This window comes from Bradyrhizobium sp. AUGA SZCCT0177 (assembly GCF_018130125.1).
Taxonomy (GTDB): Bacteria; Pseudomonadota; Alphaproteobacteria; order Rhizobiales; family Xanthobacteraceae; genus Bradyrhizobium.
In genome coordinates, this window is sequence record NZ_JAFCMA010000040.1 from 38778 (window position 1) to 58236 (window position 19459).

General features: G+C 58.4%; 14 protein-coding genes. 9 read left to right on the plus strand and 5 right to left on the minus strand.

Features of this window, described 5'->3' with window-relative positions:
- Window positions 1–132: 132 nt before the first annotated feature.
- The gene (locus JQ597_RS32745) at window positions 133–1686 is read left to right on the plus strand and encodes a winged helix-turn-helix domain-containing tetratricopeptide repeat protein (protein WP_212269550.1); all 1554 of its coding nucleotides are present in this window, start codon (window positions 133–135) and stop codon (window positions 1684–1686) included.
- Window positions 1687–1966: 280 nt separating this feature from the next.
- Entirely contained in the window at window positions 1967–2941 is a 975-nt protein-coding gene (locus JQ597_RS32750) for an ABC transporter substrate-binding protein (protein WP_212269551.1), read from the plus strand.
- Between the two features lie 153 nt (window positions 2942–3094).
- Here JQ597_RS32750 and JQ597_RS32755 read toward each other — a convergent pair whose 3' ends face one another.
- Window positions 3095–4057: an ABC transporter substrate-binding protein gene (locus JQ597_RS32755; protein ID WP_212269552.1), complete on the minus strand. Its 963-nt coding sequence runs from the start codon at window positions 4055–4057 to the stop codon at window positions 3095–3097.
- Between the two features lie 171 nt (window positions 4058–4228).
- Here JQ597_RS32755 and JQ597_RS32760 point away from each other — a divergent pair, with 171 nt between their 5' ends.
- Window positions 4229–6190: an adenylate/guanylate cyclase domain-containing protein gene (locus JQ597_RS32760; RefSeq protein ID WP_349628929.1), complete on the plus strand. Its 1962-nt coding sequence runs from the start codon at window positions 4229–4231 to the stop codon at window positions 6188–6190.
- Between the two features lie 152 nt (window positions 6191–6342).
- Here JQ597_RS32760 and JQ597_RS32765 read toward each other — a convergent pair whose 3' ends face one another.
- Window positions 6343–7920 (minus strand): winged helix-turn-helix domain-containing tetratricopeptide repeat protein, encoded by a 1578-nt coding sequence (locus JQ597_RS32765; protein WP_212269553.1) that lies wholly within the window; start codon window positions 7918–7920, stop codon window positions 6343–6345.
- A gap of 148 nt (window positions 7921–8068) precedes the next feature.
- Here JQ597_RS32765 and JQ597_RS32770 point away from each other — a divergent pair, with 148 nt between their 5' ends.
- Window positions 8069–8326: a DUF1127 domain-containing protein gene (locus JQ597_RS32770; protein WP_212269554.1), complete on the plus strand. Its 258-nt coding sequence runs from the start codon at window positions 8069–8071 to the stop codon at window positions 8324–8326.
- Window positions 8327–8515: 189 nt separating this feature from the next.
- On the opposite strand, the gene JQ597_RS32775 is transcribed toward JQ597_RS32770, so the two are convergent.
- Window positions 8516–8749: a DUF1127 domain-containing protein gene (locus JQ597_RS32775; protein ID WP_349628930.1), complete on the minus strand. Its 234-nt coding sequence runs from the start codon at window positions 8747–8749 to the stop codon at window positions 8516–8518.
- 169 nt (window positions 8750–8918) lie between these two features.
- Between JQ597_RS32775 and JQ597_RS32780 the strand changes: the two genes are divergently transcribed.
- From JQ597_RS32780 to JQ597_RS32790, 3 genes are all read left to right on the plus strand, one after another.
- The gene (locus JQ597_RS32780; protein ID WP_212269555.1) at window positions 8919–10487 is read left to right on the plus strand and encodes a winged helix-turn-helix domain-containing tetratricopeptide repeat protein; all 1569 of its coding nucleotides are present in this window, start codon (window positions 8919–8921) and stop codon (window positions 10485–10487) included.
- Between the two features lie 264 nt (window positions 10488–10751).
- The gene (locus JQ597_RS32785) at window positions 10752–12542 is read left to right on the plus strand and encodes an adenylate/guanylate cyclase domain-containing protein (RefSeq protein ID WP_249148385.1); all 1791 of its coding nucleotides are present in this window, start codon (window positions 10752–10754) and stop codon (window positions 12540–12542) included.
- A 243-nt stretch (window positions 12543–12785) separates the two neighbouring features.
- Window positions 12786–14573, plus strand: coding sequence for an adenylate/guanylate cyclase domain-containing protein (locus JQ597_RS32790; RefSeq protein WP_249148388.1), 1788 nt, complete (start codon window positions 12786–12788; stop codon window positions 14571–14573).
- A gap of 494 nt (window positions 14574–15067) precedes the next feature.
- Here the strand turns inward: JQ597_RS32790 and JQ597_RS32795 are convergent, their stop codons facing one another.
- Both JQ597_RS32795 and JQ597_RS32800 read right to left on the minus strand, forming a co-directional pair.
- Window positions 15068–15757 carry a cyclase family protein gene (locus JQ597_RS32795; protein ID WP_212269558.1) on the minus strand — a complete coding sequence of 230 codons (690 nt, stop codon included), beginning with the start codon at window positions 15755–15757 and terminating at the stop codon, window positions 15068–15070.
- Between the two features lie 347 nt (window positions 15758–16104).
- Window positions 16105–16401 (minus strand): hypothetical protein, encoded by a 297-nt coding sequence (locus JQ597_RS32800; RefSeq protein WP_212269559.1) that lies wholly within the window; start codon window positions 16399–16401, stop codon window positions 16105–16107.
- 399 nt (window positions 16402–16800) lie between these two features.
- Here JQ597_RS32800 and JQ597_RS32805 point away from each other — a divergent pair, with 399 nt between their 5' ends.
- On the plus strand, window positions 16801–18588 hold the full coding sequence (locus JQ597_RS32805) for an adenylate/guanylate cyclase domain-containing protein (protein WP_249148390.1): 1788 nt from the start codon (window positions 16801–16803) through the stop codon (window positions 18586–18588).
- A 254-nt stretch (window positions 18589–18842) separates the two neighbouring features.
- Window positions 18843–19459: ABC transporter substrate binding protein (locus JQ597_RS32810; RefSeq protein WP_283813473.1), on the plus strand; the 617-nt coding region annotated here is incomplete at its 3' end.

The following is a 19459-nucleotide window of genomic DNA, read 5'->3' on the forward strand; positions in this document are numbered from 1 at the left end:
TCCTGTCTGGACTGTCCACTAGGCAATGCCGCAAGATGCGCGGGCGCGCTTAACTGGTGGCTTACATTTCTCTTACCGGCGGCTTACTCTTCGTGCGCTAGTACAGAGGCAACCCCGGGAAGGAATGGCAGCTTGCGCTATCTTTTCGAGGAATACGCATTCGACACCAACCTGCGCGAGCTGCATCGGGGGACCGATGCGGTGTCGATCACACCGCAGGTTTTTGACCTGCTCGAATACCTGATCCGCAACAGGGAGCGGGTTGTCAGCAAGGACGACCTCATCAAAGCCATTTGGAATGGGCGCAGCGTATCTGACGCGGCGCTGACGACCCGCCTGAATGCCGCCCGGGATGCAATCGGCGATTCCGGCGAGGAACAACGCTTCATCAAAACACTACCGCGCAAGGGCTTCCGCTTCGTCGGACAGGTACGGGAGGCGCGAAAGGTTGCAGGTCTAAACCCTGGCGATGCGCCCGAGAGCGTTCCTGCACTTCCCGACAAGCCCTCCATCGCCGTGCTGCCGTTCGCGAACATGTCTGGCGATCCCGAGCAGGAGTACTTCGCGGACGGGATGGTTGAGGAGATCACTACCGCACTTTCGCGATTCAGATGGTTGTTCGTGATCGCTCGCAATTCGAGTTTCACCTTTAAGGGCAAAGCCGTCGATATCAAGGAAGTCGGGCGCAAGCTTGGCGTGCGCTATGTCCTTCAGGGGGCGGTGCGCAAGGCGTCGGAGAAAGTTCGCATCACGGGCCAGTTGATTGAAGCGGCTACGGGCGCACACATTTGGGCGGACAAGTTCGAGCGTGACATGACAGATATTTTCGCGTTGCAGGATGAAGTCACGCTCGCCGTTGTCTCAGCTATTCAACCAAAGATATTTCAAGCAGAAATTGCACTGGCGTCGCGGCGGCGGCCTGAAGACCTCACCGCATATGTTCTTTGTCTCCGGGCTATGCAGCAGATTGGCCCATCGACCCGCGAAGGGTTGGCCGAGGGACTCCGACTGGTCCAGCGCGCCCTGGAGCTTGACCCCGGGTTTGCTGGTGCCGCCGCTCTGGCAGGTGCCTGTCACCTGGAAAACGTGGTTAGGAACTATGCCATCGATCCTCAATTCGAACGCAAGGAAGCCGTTCGGCTCATGCGCTTGGCATTGAGCCTCGACGATGGTGATCCAAACACACTAGCAAGGGCTGCCCTGACCTCGGCACTTTTGGTCGGCGATTGTGAGACCGAGATCGAGATGGCCGACCGGGCGGTTAAGCTCAACCCGAATTCATATCACACGTGGCTCTGCAGAGGCTGGGTCCATAAGATTGCGGGGCAGCCCGAGGAAGCGATCCGGAGCTTTGAACGTGCCATGCGAATGAGCCCGGTAGACCCGCAAACATTCACAGCGCTGACCGGGATTGGATTTGCCCTTATCGAGCTTCGTCGCTTTGACGAGGCCATCATTGCAGCGAAGAAAGCCCAGCGTGTAAACCCGTGCTATCCAGGACCATACCGCTGCCTCGCGTCCGCTTTCGCCCATCTCGGACGCGACGCTGAGGCCCGTGAGGCCGCGGCTCGTATGCTTGAGATCGATCCCGCTTTCACAATATCGGCGTGGATCGCCCGGAGCCAGCTATCAAAAACTGCGAAGCTGATGATTGAGGGTTTTCGGAAAGCGGGATTGACCGAGTAGCTCTCCAATGTCCACGAGGTGATCGAATCGCGGCACTCTTCTGCGGTCCATGGGTCCGGAGTTGGCACCTTTGAGACATGCCTACCTATCCTGAGAATGTCCGTTGACGGGGGTAGACCGGAAGTCTCCGTGGTCCGGCCAAACCGACGCGAATGACCCATTTCGGAAGTCAGGCCGATCCGCCGGTGAGACTAGCGCGTGTCACTTGTCTCTCGCGGGCGGTTCGAGGCTGCTATATAGTCTGCTGATTGCGGGACGGCACCTTTGGGGGTGAAACCTCATGAGACGGCGGCAGTTCATCGCGCTTATCGGTGGTGTGATCATTTGGCCGTTTGCGGCGCGCGCGCAGCAATCCGGCAAACGTTGGCGGCTTGGCTACGTCGGCACGGCTGGAATAGGCGATCAACTGCTACAGGCCTTCACGGAAAAACTGGAAACTCTCGGTTATCTCCAGGGAAAGAGCGTTGTCGTAAGCCGCGTGAATGTGCTGCCGGAGGCAAAGACAATCGAACTCGCCATCACGAGGCTGCTCCCTGACAGCGACATTCTGGTGGTATGGGGAACGCTTGGTGGAGCAGTAGCAAAGCGCGTAAATTCCAGTCTTCCCACCGTCTTTCTGTCAGTCGGCGCTCCCGTCGACATTGGATTAGTTCAGAGCCTGTCCCGCCCCGGCGGGAACATGACCGGGGTTACGTTTGAAGCGGCGACAGAAACGTATGCGAAGCGATTACAGATGCTGAAGGAGGTCGTACCGACCTTCGCCCGGATCGCCGTATTAGCCGCGAAGGGTGATCCGAATGTTGAGTTCGCCCTGAAGTCGATTGAGAAGGCTGCCTCTGCGATGAGTGTCGCATTGACCACGGTTTATGTCGAGACAGCCGATGACCTACCTACCGCATTCGATCAGATAGAACGAAGTCGCGTCAGCGGGTTGCTCGTAATCGCGGGCATTCTCACCGCCATAAACGCAAAAATGATCGCCGAGCTCTCTCTCGCTCATCGTCTACCAAGTTGCCATGGGTTTCGGGAAACGGTCGTAGCAGGAGGTTTGATTAGCTTGGGGCCTGATCTTCTTGCGATAGCAAGGCAGGGTGCGGTTTATGTTGATAAGATTATCAAAGGCGCAAAGCCCGCCGATCTTCCTGTCGAACAACCAGATAGATACGAAATCTACATCAACCTCAAGACTGCAAAAACATTGGGTCTCGAAATCCCAGCACATCTTCTTGCCGGCGCCGACAAGGTGATAGAATAGTTCTGACCTTGCTGAATAGTCGCTTGTGGCACACAACGGACCTTCCCCGGCAATTCTGTCGATATAGGCTTCCCCGAGGCACGGGCGGCGCGGCGCACAGCCCGCAAATCCGATGTCTGCAGTTGTAGGCGGAGCGACGTCGATTGGTCAGAGCTACTCAATCACCTTGTCCGCCATGAGCAGCACCGACTCCGGGATGGTCAATCCAAGCTCCTTGGCTGTGCGGAGGTTAACGGCGAACAGAAATTTTGTAGGCTGTTCGACGGGTATCTCGGCTGGCTTCCCGCCCTTCAGAATGCGGTCGACGTATCGGGCGGCTAAACTGAAGAAACCTGGGACATCAGGGCCGTAGCTCATTAGGCCGCCCTCCGTTACGTAGGTATTCACCTGATAAATCGCGGGCAATCCGTATTTCAGCGCGATACCGGGAATGGCTGGACGAACTGGGTCTGCCAGAACATACACAGCGTCGCAATTAGCGGACTTCATTCCCGCAAATGCCCGTTCAAGGTCCTCGGGATTTGGCGCGACAAAGCGCTCTGCGGGAATGGCCATGGAGGCGGCGGCCTGTTTGGCGACCTCGAACAGGCGTGGATGGGTTGGATTATTCGAGATCAAGACCCCGATCATTTTTACGTTCGGAAGCACCAGACGGATTATGTCCAGCGTCTTCGTCGTGGCATCGCCGAACATGTTTGCCACGCCAGTGATATTTCCACCAGGCCGAGCAAAGCTCTCGACGAATCCGGACCCAACAGGATCGCTCGCCGGGGACATCACAATCGGAATGGTCGACGTCGCCTTCTGTGCGGCCGCGACGGCTGGCGTGGCCTCTGCAACGATGACATCTGGCCTTAGGCCAACTACCTCTTTCAGGAGATCGGGTAGGATGGCGTATTGCCCATTCGCAGCACGGACATCGAGGATGAGGTTTTTACCCTCTTCATAACCAAGCTGCCGAAGCGCTTCCCGTAAGATCGGTACGGCTACTGTGGTTCTGCCAGAGCCGACGTAGACCACGCGCCACTGCCGCGAACGATCCGCCTTCGCCGCTCCGGCCACTAAGAGACCAAGACAAGCCGTCAGCATTCGGCGGCGGACGATCGGTCGACGCATGAGCCTGCGCTCCACGTTAATTGATCAGAGTGACCTTATCACAATCGCAGCACCGGTCCATCTAGCGGTGTGTCCGCTGTTGGCACTTTTCGGACCTGACGCACCCTGATCGGGGATGTCCGTTGATCGGGGCAGAGCGGAAGTTCGCGGCGCGCTGTCAAAGTGACGCGAATGACCCTGAACGGACATGCCGCGAGCCGCTACTCGATCACCCCCGTCGGGAAAGGCGAGCAGTTTTGCCGCACGCGCAACGTTGATCGCCTACTGACGTTCGAGCTGCCTACATGCTATCTTATCAACAATGGCAGGTTTCCCGGGAGCGACTACATGCCGGAAGACCGGGTGGACCGTAGGTTAGCAGCCATCCTCGCAATCGACGTTGCCGGGTATAGCCGCCTGATGGGCGTTGATGAAGAAGGTACTCTTGCGGCGCTCAAGGCTCATCGAAGCGAGCTTATCGACCCCAAGGTTGCTGAGCATCGCGGTCGAATTGTCAAGACTACAGGTGACGGCGCCTTAGTCGAATTTTCGAGCGCGGTCGATGGAGTGCGCTGCGCCATGCAAATCCAGCGCGTTATGGCTGAACGCAACACGGCCATCCCCGAAGATCATCGGATCAAATTCCGTATCGGCATCAACGTGGGCGATATCATCATCGACGAGGGCGATATTTATGGCGATGGCGTGAATGTAGCTGCAAGAGTGGAAGCGGAATGCGAACCTGGAGGTGTGTATCTCTCCGGAAATGCCTTCGAGCAGATCCGTAGCAAGACATCTTTCACATTTGATGACATGGGCGAGCGGCACCTAGAGAATATTGAGCGTCCCGTTCGCGTGTACTCCGCACGCGCAGGTGAACCGAAGGTGGCTGCGCGAAGCAACATACAAGCAACGATCTCGAGCGTGCTCGATACGGGCAAATCTCCCCTTTCGCTGCCCGACAAACCCTCCATCGCGGTTTTGCCATTCGAGAACATGAGCGGCGATCCAGAGCAGGAGTATTTCGCCGACGGCATGGTCGAAGACATCACTACGGCACTGTCGCGGTTCAAGGCGTTGTTCGTGATCGCACGCAATTCGAGCTTCACCTACAAGGGAACGGCTGTTGATATCAAACAGGTTGGGCGTGAACTTGGCGTGCGCTACGTACTCGAAGGTAGCGTTCGAAAAGCGGCGAACCGAGTGCGTATTACCGGGCAGCTGGTCGACGCGATGACAGGTGCGCATTTATGGGCGGATCGCTTCGACGGCGGGCTGGATGATATTTTCGAACTTCAGGATCAGGTGACCGTGAGCGTCGTGGGCGCTATCGCGCCAACGCTGGAGCAGGCAGAGATCGAGCGCTCCAAGCGCAAGCCAACCGAAAATCTCGACGCCTACGACTATTACCTGCGCGGGGTGGCCAGCGCTATTCCGTACACAAGAGAAGGCGACAACGAGGCACTGCGCTTGTTCTACCGGGCCATCGAACTCGATCCCGATTTTGCCGTGTGCTATGGTTGGGCGGCTTGGATATTCGTTACTCGAAAGAGCAATGGCTGGATGGCCGACCGCGCGCTAGAGACTGCGGAAGCCACGCGTTTGTGTCGGCGAGCAGTGGAGCTAGGCGATCACGACGCGGCAGCGCTCTGTTGGGGCGGCTTCGCGCTTGCCTATATCGCCCACGAACTCGACGACGGGATCGCCTATCTTGATCGTGCGCTTGTTCTCAACTCCAATCTAGCGGCTGCCTGGTACGTGAGCGGTTGGTTGAAAGTGTATTCTGGCGAGCCGGAAGACGCGATTGAACACGCGGCGCGGGCCATGCGCTTGAGCCCACTCGATCCGCTTATTTTCCGGATGCATTGCGGCATCGCCTACGCGCATTTTTTTGCTGGTCATTACGACGACGCGAGTTCCTGGGCGGAAAAAGCGGTGCGCGCGCGACCCACTTGGCTCACTGCTGTGCGCGGGGCCGCAGCCAGTCACGCGCTCGCCGGGCGCCTCGATGAAGCGCGCAAGCATATGGCGCGCATGCGTGAGCTCGATCCAGCGTTGTGCATTTCCAATCTCAAGGATTTACTCCCGCTGCGCCGAGAAGAGGATTTCGCCAAGTGGGTCGAGGCTTTACGAAAGGCAGGGTTGCCGGAGTAATCAGGAGATGTGAAACACGCGCCGCCAAAAGTTAGAGTCCGGTCATGGCACTTTGAGACATGGCGCCCGACCCTGACGATGTCCGTTTCCAGGGTAAGACCGGGAAGTAGGCGGCCGACGACCAAAAAGACGCGATTAACCCAGCTCTGGCATCACTCATCTGGTATTCCGGCCATTAGCATTCCCTGGCGGATGCGGTTGCTGCCAGCACGGAAGATCGGGTCAGAACTCAAGGAAAGCCCTCTCGTCCGGCGAATGGTAAAATCCGGATCCAAAGCGAATCCCGCGAGCGCAGCGGCCCGCGCTTCTTCCACTGAACCGACGAGAGCCAATGCGGCAGCGAACTGGAAGTGCGCGAATGGATAGTTTCGATTGGCTTCCAACGACCGGCGCAGCCACTCAACCGCTTCGGTGTCCACGCCGAGGATCAACTTCACAACGCCAAGCAAGTACATCCAACGATGGGCGTTGATGTCGCGTGGGGAAAGGTGCAGCGCTTGCTGAATGTGAGCCTCACTTTCTGCCCCACGACCAATGAAGACCTTTGCAAATCCGAGGAATGCGTGCGCGTAGGCCAAATTGCGATCAAGCTCCAGTGCTTGTTCGCATTCTCTAACGGCCAGCGTTGCGCGGTTTGTGAATAGTTGCAATCCAGCCAGTATGAGATGAGCGAAGGCGTGACGTGGGGCCGCTGACAAGACCTTAATCAGCGTCGCTTCGACCTGAGCGAGGCGCGAACCCCGGTCATCATCAACCATAAAGTTTGTGACATCTTGTAATTCGACATTTGCGATGCCAACTAACGCGGCGATGTTCTCCGGATCGAGCGCCAACGCTTGTTCGAAGAAGCGGCGAGCAAGTGCGATGTACTTAGGTGTAACCCCTTGGTTTAAGTAGTGCTGCCCTTGGAAATAGAAATCTAATGCATCGGGATGCAGCGAACGTTGCCCACGTTGCGCTTCGGCTTCGATAAGCGGGGCGTTAAGCGCGGGAGCAATTCTTGCGGTGACTTCATCCTGCATTTCGAACAGATCGGTAACCGGCTTGTCGAACTGATCTGTCCAAAGGTGTGTGCGCGTTTCTGCGTCCACAAGCTGAACGTTGACGCGAAGTCGATTTTGACCCCGCCGTACCGAGCCCTCAAGCACGTAGCGCACGTTTAGGTCTCGGCCGATCTGTTTGAGATCGACGGCGCCTTTGTAAGTGAATGCTGTATGTCGGCCAATGACAAACGTGCCTCTGATGCGCGACAAATCCGTAGTCAGGCTCTCGGTCACACCATCGACGAAATAGTCTTGCTCGGGATCACCGCTTAGGTTGGAGAAAGGTAAAACTACGATGGAAAGGTGGGGCGGCGAAAACGACCTTTGCGTTGCGCCATCGTTCGGCGCCGAACTAGCCGACGCAGTTGCGAGCGTCTGCCCTTCCTGCACTGCGCCAACGAAACGGAAGCCTTTGCGCGGCAATGTTTTGATTAAGCGCTGCTTGTCACCGCTGTCGCCAATTGCGTTGCGAGCGGCATTTAGGCGGGTCGTCAGCGCGGCATCTGAGACGATGCGTCCGTTCCAAACGGCGTTGATGAGGTCGTCTCTGCTTACCACGCGTTCCCTGTTTCGGATCAGGTATTCGAGCAGGTCAAAAACCTGCGGTGTGATCGACACCGCATCCGCCCTCCGATGCAGTTCGCGCCGTTCGGTATCAAATGTGTAAACCTCGAAGAGATAGCGCAAGCTGCCATTCCCTCTCGGGGTCCCCTCTGAAGCCCCTGGAGCACAAAGAATAAGCTGCCGGTAAGGGAAATGTAAGCCACCGGTTAAGCGCGCCACCGCATCTTGCGGCAATTTGCCCGGGTACATAGTCCAGACAGGACACACCGCAATGAGCACGATCCAAGGGACCACCGAGCTGGGACTGACAACCGCAAAGCGACAGGTCTACAGTCCTCTCGAAACATATTGGAATGCGTTTCAGGAGTGGCGCAAACGCGAGAGGCAGCGAACCGAGTTGTGTCGCCTGACGGACAACGAGCTTATGGACATTGGTATCACGCGCGGTGAGATCGACTACGTCGCCTCGAACCATTCCATCTCGCCCGATCCCCTCCGTTGGAAGTCTGATGTCGGCACCCTAAGATGACCGCCATTGGCACCTTTCAGACATGCCTGCCTATCCTGAGAATGTCCGTTCACCGGGGTAGACCAGACGTCGCCGTGGTCCGGCCAAACCGACGCGAATGACCCAAAGCGGAAGTCGAGCCACGGAAACCATGTGCCCCAAGTCCGGTCATTGATCGGTGCCGGATGACAGACATTCATCGAGGGTGGGTCAGAAGCCTCTCGGCGGCTCGCTACCTTGGATCGAAGTGGCGTATTCGATCTCGCCGCGCGCAATACCGATATCCATTAGTCCCCGATCGCTCAGATCGCACAATTCAGCTTGCAGCCTCCCACGTCTGCGCCATTGCTGAAACGCAACCCAACAACTCGTGAGGGAGCTTAAGACTCGCCAATCCGAGTCGGTCGTATTTCCAAATTCGGCTGCACTATGGGCCATGTTCATAGCGGTATCTCCTCAAGGTATCGTTTCTACCCGGATGAGGATGCCAGAACGGGGCACGACGCGCTTAACATTGAGCTTACATTTTCCTCACCAGCGGCTTACGCTTTGCGCTCTAAGCGGTGCCAGAGCTCCCTACCGGCGATGGGGGTTGTCCCGAGGGAACGGCAGCTTGCGCTATCTTTTCGAGCAGTTCGCATTAGATACCGACCGGCGCGAGCTGCGTCGCGGGGCGGACGTCGTCGCCGTTGCGCCCCAGGTCTTCGACCTGCTCGATTACCTGATCCGCAACAGGGAGCGCGTCGTCAGCAAGGATGATCTCATCGGCGCCATCTGGAATGGGCGTATCGTATCCGATGCTGCAGTGACGACCCGCCTAAATATCGCCCGGAGCCTGATCGGCGATACCGGGTCTGAACAGCGCCTTATCAAGACCCTGCCGCGCAAGGGCTTCCGTTTTGTCGGCCCGGTGCTGGAAGCGCATGAGCCGACGGGCGAGGCAATTGCCGACAAGCCGGTGGAACCGTCGAAAGTCCTGCCGCTCCCCGATAAACCCTCTATCGCGGTACTGCCGTTTCAGAACATGAGCGGCGACCCGGAGCAGGAATACTTCGCCGACGGCATGGCCGAGGACATATTGACGGGGCTATCACGGCATCGCTGGCTATTCGTAATCGCGCGCAACTCAAGCTTCACATACAAGGGTCGTACCGTGGATGTGCGCCAGATCGGGCGCGAGCTTGGCGTAAGGTATGTGTTGGAAGGCAGCGTCAGGCGGGTCGGCAGCCGTGTCCGCTTCACTGCGCAGCTCGTCGATACCGCCACCGGCAACTATGTTTGGGGCGAAAAGTACGACGGAGAAGCGGAAGACCTGTTCGACTTGCAGGACCGGATCACCGTGGCGGTGGTGGGCATTCTGGAACCCACGATCCAACTTGCTGAGATCGAGCGCACGCGGCGCAAGCGGCCCGAGAATCTGGGCGCCTACGACTACTATCTGCGCGCCCAGGCGCTGACCGATGCATTTACGCGTGACTCTTCTCAGGCCATGCTGGTCAACTGCCTTCAGGCGATCGAACTTGATCCAACGTTTGCTCCGGCCTACGCCCTGGCGGCACGCGCCTACATACAAAGGCATACTCAGGGCTGGGTTGTTGACGAACCGAAAGAACGTGCGGAGGTTCTCGATCTCGTCGACCGGGGTCTTCGCGCAGACCGCCTCGACCCACTCATGCTCGGCACTGCCGGTCATTGCTTTGCCTGGTTCGCGCATGACCTTGCGAAGGGCATCGCCTACATCGACGAGGCGCTCTCGGTGAACCCGAACCATGCACACGCCTATCTGCAAAGCGGCGTCGTCAGAACGCGGGCTGGCGATACGGAAGTTGCCATCAAGCACCTCAACCATGCGATCCGCCTCAGCCCGCGGGATTCCCGTGGCTACGCGATCTTTCAGGCGCTGGCGGTGGCGCACCAGGTCGGCGGGAACCTGGAAATGGCAAGTGACTGGGCGCACCGGGCCGTGCAGCACAATCCGAACTATCTGCCGGGGTGGGCCGCTCTTGCTTCGAGCGCAGCCTGGCGGGGGAGAGACGCGGAGGCGAAGGTGGCCGCGGAAACGCTACTCGGGCTCGACCCGCAATTCTCGATAAGTCGGCACGTTCGCCGGTTTCCGCTCGCCCTGCGCGAGAAATTCGATGCTTATTACGAAGGACTTCGCCGCGCCGGTGTTCCTGATTAACCCACGCTAAGGCTCCTCGTAACTGGCGCTAACTTACCTTGCGCGCGCCGACGAGGTGATTGAATGAATCGTAGATGTCCGCCTGCGGCACGTCGGAAGAGCGGAGCCAATCAGGCGATGTCCGTTGACGGGGGTAGACCGGAAGTGGCTGGCCGACCGTCAAACCGACGCGAATGACCCGTTTCGGACGTGGGCATGTCCGGACATCGACCCACAATTGTGCTATATGAACATTTAATTTTCCCCCAGCCCCGGGGGCGCATCTTGAGCAGCGAGCACGTAGATCGGCGACTGGCGGCTATTCTGGCGGCGGATGTCGCGGGCTCTTGCCGCTTGATAGGGATCGACGAGGAAGGCACGCTGGCGCAACTGAAAGCTCTTAGAAAGACGCTTTTTGATCCCAAAATCACTGATCATCGCGGGCGCATCGTCAAGAATACCGGGGACGGCGCTCTCGTCGAGTTCGGCAGCGTCGTAGATGCCGTACGCTGCGCCGTCGAAATTCAGCGCGGCATGGCCGAACAAAATATCGATGCACCGCAGGGCAAGCAAATCGAATTTCGCATCGGCATCCACGTCGGCGACATCATCATCGATGAAAATGATATCTTTGGAGACGGCGTCAATATCGCAGTGCGGCTGGAGGGAATTGCTGAGCCGGGCGGCGTCTGCATCTCCGATGATGCCTACCGGCAGATCCGGGGCAAGGTCGAGATTGCCTGTGATGATATGGGACCGCAGCCCCTCAAGAATATTGCTGAGCCTATGCGGGCGTGGCGGGTTCGCCTGACTGGTCAAACCCCTTCCACAGTACAATCAGGTCCGGCTGTGAGCCAACCTCGGGCGCTCCCGCTACCCGACAAACCCTCCATTGCTGTTCTGCCATTCACCAACATGAGCGGTGATCCGGAACAGGAGTATTTTGCCGACGGAATGGTCGATGACATCATCACGGCGCTGTCTCATTTCAAGGCGCTGTTCGTCATCGCCCGCAACTCGAGCTTCACCTACAAGGGGCGCGCCGTCGACGTGAAGCAGGTGGGGCACGAGCTTGGGGTGCGCTACGTGCTGGAAGGCAGCGTTCGCAAAGCGGCCAACCGGGTGCGCATCACGGGACAGCTCGTCGATACCTCGACCGGGGCACATCTTTGGGCAGACCGGTTTGATGGTGGGCTCGGCGACATCTTCGATCTGCAGGACCAGGTGACCGAGAGCGTTGTCGGGGCGATCGCGCCGGTGGTGGAAAAAGCCGAGATCGAGCGTGCCAAGCGCAAGCCGACCGAGAGTCTCGATGCCTATGCCCTCTATTTGCGCGGTTTGGCCAAGTTTTACCAGTATGGTAGCCGGAAAGTGAACGACGAGGCATTGCGCCTGTTCAACAGCGCGATCGAGCTCGACCCGGATTTTGCGTCAGCCTACGGTCGTGCCGCCTTATGCTACGTCCGTGCCAAGATCAATGGCTGGATTTCAGTCACACCGAACGAGATTGCCGAAGTGACGAGGCTCGCTCAGCGGGCGGTTGAGTTGGGCAAGGATGACGTGTTCGCGCTCGCCGCCGGCGGGTTTGCATTAGCGCATATTGTTCGCGATCTTGAGCTAGGCGCGGCCTTGATCGATCGCGCGCTGGGGCTCAATTCCAATTCGGCCGAGGCATGGTATTGCGGCGGCTGGGCCAAAATCTGGCTGGGCGAGCCGGAACCGGCGCTCGAGCGCTTCGCGCGTGCCATGCGCCTGAGCCCACTTGATCCGCGGGTGACAGCAATGCAAGCCGGGACCGCGCATGCCCATTTCCTCCAGGGCCGCTACGACGAAGCAGCATCGTGGGCGGCAATGGCATTGCAGGGCAGTGCGGACTACCAAACTGGATTACGTGTCGCCGCCGCGAGCAATGCAATGGCCGGACGGTTAGAGCAAGCACAGAAGGCAATGGCTCGGCTGCGGCAACTCAATCCCACGCTACGTGTTTCCACTCTCAAAAACGTGGTGGGCCCTTGGCGGGCCGAACATCTCTCGCGATATGAAGAAGGATTGCGGCGAGCCGGGCTGCCCGAATGACATCACGGCCAGTTGGTCGCCCTGTCGCGACGAGTTGATCGAATGAGTGCGACTTCCGCTAATGGCACGAAGCCGACCTGTTCCCGCGAGTCCGACAGGTCCGCTGTCGGAGGATGAACGGACCTTAGGCTAGACGCGGCGCAAGGTCTCATTTTGGACCCAAAGCGGACATTAGGCCCTAGCCCTCAAACAACCCGTCATGCTTTGATAGGCTCAAGGGTATGGTCACTTTTGGGGGCGCCATTGGCAGACGACCGGGTAGAACGACGACTGGCAGCGGTGCTGGCGGCGGATGTCGCCGGGTATAGCCGTCTCATGGGTTCAAATGAGGAAGGCACGTTGGCCCGGCTCAAGGCGGTCAGAAAAGCCCTCGTTGATCCCGCTATAGCCTCCCATCGCGGCCGCATCGTCAAAACGACCGGTGACGGTATCCTCGTCGAGTTTGCCAGCGCCGTCGACGCCGTGCGCAGCGCAGTTGCAGTCCAGCGTGGCATGGCCGAGCAGAACGCTACCGTGCCGCAGGACACCCGGATCGAGTTCCGCATTGGCATTCATGTCGGCGACATTATCTTCGACGACAACGATATATTTGGCGACGGCGTAAACATTGCCGCTCGACTAGAGGGTATTGCTGAGCCGGGCGGAGTGTGTTTGTCCGACGATGCGTATCGACAAATCCGAGGCAAGGTCGAGCTTGTTTGTGCCGACATTGGGCCACAGAACCTGAAAAACATTGCGGAACCGATGCGGGCTTGGCGGGTCAAACCTGGTGATCATAAGTCTGGGACAGCCCAACAGCCTTCCCTCATGGTCCCGGCCCCGACGCTCGCGCTTCCCGACAAGCCATCCATCGCCGTGCTGCCGTTCCAGAATATGTCCGGCGACCCCGAGCAGGACTACTTCGCTGATGGGATGGTCGAGGACATCATTACAGCGCTTTCGCGTTTCAAGTCACTGTTCGTGATCGCGAGGAATTCGTCGTTTACGTACAAGGAAAAGGCCGTCGATATAAAGCAGGTCGGACGTGAATTAGGCGTCCGCTACGTGTTGGAAGGAAGTGTTCGGAAGGCAGGAGGAAAAGTTCGAATTACAGGCCAGCTCATCGACAGCGAGACCGGAGCACATCTGTGGGCAGATCGCTTTGACGGCGGGCTGATAGATGCTTTCGAGCTACAGGATCAGGTGACGACAAACGTCGTTGCTGCAGTCGCCCCCCGGGTCGATCAAGCTGAGAGCGAGCGGGCGAAGCGCAAGCCCGTCGAAAACCTTGATGCCTACGACTGTTTCCTGCGAGGCATGGCCTGTTCCCACATGCTGACGAAAGATTCTCAGGATGAGGCTTTACGGCTATTCTATCGCGCAATCGAATTAGACCCTGAATTTGCCACACCATATGGAATGGCAGCACGATGTTACGCGTTTCGCAAGATACAGGGCCGGATCGTCGACAAGCCCCGGGAAGAAGCGGAGACTAGGCGCCTCGGATTGCGCATCGCCGCCATCGGCCAAGATGATGCGCTTGCCCTTTGCTCGGCAGGATATGCCTTGCTGTGGGTGTGCAAAGATTTCGAAGTCGGGTCAGCGATGATCGACCAGGCGCTCTCGATCAACGACAACCTGGCGGCAGGCTGGCAAGTCCGCGCGTCCGCCAGCCTTTATCTCGGACAACATGAACCAGCCTTGGAAGAGTTTGCTCGTGCTATGCGCCTGAATCCGAAAGACCCTGAGGGATATCGACCAAAAACGGGCATAGCAGCCGCTCATCTATGCCAAGGACGATATAGCGAGGCGTTGGAATGGGCAATCAAATCTCTGGCCCATCAGCAGCGTTGGGGGTCGGGAATTTTAGTTTTAGCGGCAGCTAGTGCCCTTGTTGGGAACATGAACGAAGCACGCAAGTTCGTTGACGAAATGTTGGAGCAAAACCCTACGATCCGCATATCTAATCTCACGGATTATCTTCCATTCCGAAGGGCGCAGGACTTGGAGACCTTCGTCGATGGCTTGCGCCTCGCCGGGCTTCCAGAATGATTGAGCGCTTGGACCCGCGATGTGATGTTCCGCTCTCTGTTTGCTGCGATGCGTGGGTCCGCTATTGGCAGATATTGTTGCAAAAGTCTTTTCGGGATGGCGAACGAAAATTCTTAGACCCGCTGATGGGTTTTACGCGCGGCGACGTGAGGGACCAAATCGTTTCATCCAAAATCGATCACGGACCTCCGTAGTAGCGCTGAAAAGCGACGCAGCAGCAGAGAAGCCCAAAGATCAACTTTGGCGAGATTTTCAGGGTTGTTCGATTTTCGACTTTTGCAACAATATCGGCACGGACCTGACAGTCCGGGCTGACGATGTCCGTTGACGGGGGCCGAGCGGACTTCCCAGTTGGGTGCCCCGACTTCCGAGTTTGACCCAGAGCGGACACCCATATCGGTCGTGCTGCGGAAGCTTCAAGATCCTCTGCCTCGTTGCGGGTTAATGTCCGGGAGAAGGGTCGCGGGAGCAGTCGCGTGCAGATTTTGGCGAGTTCACTCGAAGATCGCGACGGCGCGGATGGGGCTTGCGGTGCCAGCGCGGATCTTGAGTGGAAAGCCGATGAAGCGGAATCGACCGCGTCCCACAAGCTTGTCGAGATTGGCAAGGCATTCCATGTGTGTGATCCCCCGTTCGCCACATGCGAGATGGGCCTGGAAGTTGGGTTCGCCTTCGGGGGCTGGGCTCACCGCCTCCACACCAAACATGCCGATGCCCCGGTCGGCCAGCCAATGCACGCTATCCACCGCGAGGCCAGGGAAATCGTGGAGGTAGCCCGGCTTACCCAGCAGGCGATCGTTAGTGGCCATGTACAGCAGCACGGTGTCGTCGGCGCGGATTTCCTGCCCGGAAGCCGCCAGGGCCGCTTCTATTTCCGGGACCGTCACGGCATGGCGCAACGGTACGTGGGACAGATCAAGACAGATGCCGGACGTATAGAATTTCTCCAGCGGCATCTGGTCGATTGAAAGGGCATCGGGACGGGAATCGAAGTGCACCGGCGCATCCACGTGTGTTCCGGCATGATCGCTGAAGGCGATGGACAAAGCCTTGGAGGAAAAGTCTGTGTTTCCCGCGCGCTTCTTCTCGGCGTGGTCGTACCACACGGAGATGATCACGGGAGGGTGGGCGGGATGCGTCTGCGTGCGGTGGAACAGGTCACGGCTCAGATCGATCATTTCCATGGGGTTCTCCTTAGCGGCTCTTGGTTGTTGCGGTTTGTTTCGCCGCGGCGGTGCTCGGCGAGAGGACGTCTCGAAGGCGTCATTCCAGTACTGCGCCAAGACAAAGGGGCATGGCTCTCTTGCGCGAACGATGGACCGATCCTCTTCTGACGGCTCTCACCGTGCCGCTTGTCGTCATGTTGTTTGTCGTTGCACCCTTCAAGCCCTGGGGATATTCGTTTTTAGGCTTTCGAGCGTATCCGGAGACAGTGCGAAGCAAGCCCGCATTCTGCGGCCTTTCGCGAGTTAGAAACGGTTTCTGAATTCCCAATTTGGCGGGAAGGCCCGGAAATTGAAGTCTTACCAAGCTACTCCTGGTTTGGTTGTCCATGGTCTCCCGACAGAAACCGAAGGACTTCCTTTAACTCCGGAATAGGCGGCATCCCCTTCGCTGCGGCTTCCTTGGGACACCATGGGTATGCTTGCAAGTTGTCGTTCGCTATATCAAAACCTTGTTTGCGACCCTCCGCGAAGCTTTCGGCAATTGCCCTCGCAACGATCTGAGCATCGTCGCAAGATAGCCGTTTGAGGGGCATCAATGAGCGCACAATCTGACGACCGCGTATCAGGTCCATCTCTGTAACAATGGGCGGTTTGATCGGCATTTCCGCAACTCCAGAACCGCGGAATGCAATAATGCTACCTTGGTTAGGAGGATTTCAGGTATGCGTTTGCGCAGCCCAAGCAGCGCTTTGTCCGGGCTTACTGCATTGCTCGCAGCCGCGAAACGAACAGTATTTCTGCCACCACCGCGAGCGCTCGTAGTCGACGTGCCGGGCATGTCACTCTCTAGGGACGACAAGATCATCGAATGATGTCGCCTATTGGCACCTTTGAGACATGCCGACCGACCCCGGTAACGTCTGTTTATGGGGGTAGATCGGAAAAGGTCGGCGGGCGGCCAAAGCGACGCGATTGACCCGTTTCGGACGTGAGCATAGCCGGACATCGGCCCACAATCCTGCTATATAACCATTCAATTTCCCCGAGCCCGGGGGTCGATCTTGAGCAGCGCGCACGTAGAGCGGCGACTGGCGGCTATTCTGGCGGCGGATGTCGCGGGCTCTTGCCGCTTAATAGGGATCGACGAAGAAGGCACGCTGGCGCAACTGAAAGCTCTCAGAAAGACACTTTTCGATCCCAAAATCGCTGAGCATCACGGACGCATCGTCAAGAATACCGGGGACGGCGCTATTGCTGAGTTCGCCAGCGTGGTCGACGCCGTGCGATGTGCCGACGAAATTCAGCGCGGCATGGCCGAACAAAACATCGACGTGCCGCAGGACAAGCGGATCGAACTCCGCATCGGCATTCACGTCGGTGATATCATTATCGAAGAGAACGATATCTTTGGTGACGGGGTCAATATTGCAGTGCGTCTCGAAGGGATCGCAGAGCCGGGCGGTATCAGCATTTCGGACGACGCTCGTCGGCAAATTCGTGGCAAGGTAGATGTAGCGTTTGAGGATTTGGGTTCGCAATCCCTAAAGAATATCGCCGAACCGATGCGGGTCTGGCGCGTCCCACGCGATCGCGCCGTGCCAGCTGTGCCGACCCGTCTGCGTGTTGATGACCCCGCCCTAACGCTCCCCGATAAACCCTCCATTGCTGTTCTGCCATTCACCAACCTGAGCTCCGATCCGGAGCAGGAATATTTCGCGGACGGAATGGTCGATGACATCATCACGGCGCTGTCTCATTTCAAGGCGCTGTTCGTCATCGCCCGCAACTCGAGCTTCACCTACAAGGGGCGCGCCGTCGACGTGAAGCAGGTCGGGCGCGACCTTGGGGTGCGTTATGTTCTGGAAGGCAGCGTTCGCAAAGCGGCAAATCGAGTCCGCATCACGGGACAGCTCGTCGACACCGCCACTGGGGCACATCTTTGGGCGGAACGGTTCGACGGCGGGCTCGGCGACGTCTTCGATCTGCAGGACCAGGTGACCGAGAGCGTTGTCGGGGCGATCGCGCCAGCGGTGGAAAAAGCCGAGATCGAGCGTGCCAAGCGCAAGCCGACCGAAAGTCTCGACGCCTATGCCCTCTATTTACGCGGTTTGGCCAGCCTTTATCAGTTTGGTAACCGGCAAGCAAACGGCGAGGCACTGCGCCTGTTCAACAGCGCGATCGAGCTCGACCCGGATTTTGCTTCGGCCTATGGTCGTGCTGCCACTTGCTACACCCAAGCCAAGGTCAATGGCTGGATTTCAGTTACACCGAACGATATCGCCGAAGTAACGAGGCTCGCCCAGCGGGCGGTTGAGTTGGGCAAGGATGACGCGATCGCGCTCACCGCCAGCGGGTGGGCGTTAGTGTATGTTGTTCGCGATCTCGAGGTAGGCGCCGCCTTAATCGATCGCGCGCTTGGGCTCAATTCCAATTCGGCCGAGGCATGGCTTTACGGTGGCTGGGTAAAAACCTTTCTTGGCGAGCCGGAACCGGCGATCGGACGCTTCGCACGTGCCATGCGCCTGAGCCCACTTGATCCGCGGGTGACAGCAATGCGAGCCGGGACCGCGTTTGCCCACTTCCTCCTGGGCCGCTATGACGAAGCGGCATCGTGGGCGGCGATGGCATTGCAGGATAATCCGGACTATCAACCTGGATTACGCCAGGCCGCCGCAAGCAACGCAATGGCCGGACGGCCGGAGCAAGCACACAACGCAATGGCTCGGCTGCGGCAACTCAATCCCACGCTACGTGTTTCCAATCTCAAAGACGTGCTGAGCCCCTATCGGCATGCCGAAGACCTCTCGCGATACAGAGAAGCATTGCGGCGAGCCGGGTTGCCCGAGTGACTTGCGCAGTCTCGGTTACCCCGAACGGGGCGGCTAGATGAGAGTGCGACTTCCGCTCATGGCACATAGCGTCGATTAATGCGGTGCAGCGCGATGTCCGGAGTTGAGGCTAAAGGCGGCTTGCCGGTTGAACGCCCGGACTTCTCAGTCTGAACCCAGAGCGGACATCACCTCGGCGGCTATACCGCAGTACGGGCGCGCGGCCTCCCAAGGTGCTATAGTCCCGCGTCAGCGATGGCTGGAGCATGGGCTGGATGAGACGGCGCGATTTCATGGCAACACTTGGCGGTGCGTCGTTCGCATGGCCAATTGCGGCCCGCGCACAGCAGTCGCGGAAGCAGAACCGTGTCGCGTTCGTTCATTCCGGTATCCCGGCGGAACAACTCACCGAGTCAGCTGGCCCGTTCTGGGTGCGTCGGTTCTACGAGACGCTGCGCAAGTTGGGCGATCTGGAGGGAGACAATCTTGTCGTCGAGCGCTACTCAGCCGAGGGCCGAACTGACCATTTGACCGCACTTGCCGGTACAATTGTGAGCCGCAAGCCCGACGTCATCGTTACCAATCTGCATGCTCTCGTCATGGCCTTCACACAGGCCACTTCGGAGATACCGATCGTCGCGATCGCGGGAACGTCGATCTGGGGAGGATCAGGCAGAAGTCTTGCGCGCCCTGGCGGAAACCTCACGGGCGTGAGCATCAACGCGGGAAACGAAATCACCGGTAAGCGTTTGGAAATCTTGAAGGAGACAGTACCTTCGTTGACTAAAGTCGCTTACCTAGCGTCGGCGCGCGCGGCATGGGAGGACGACGCAGGATCATCGGCTCGCCAAGCCGGAAGCCGCTTGGGCGTGGCTGTCAGCGGGATATTCCC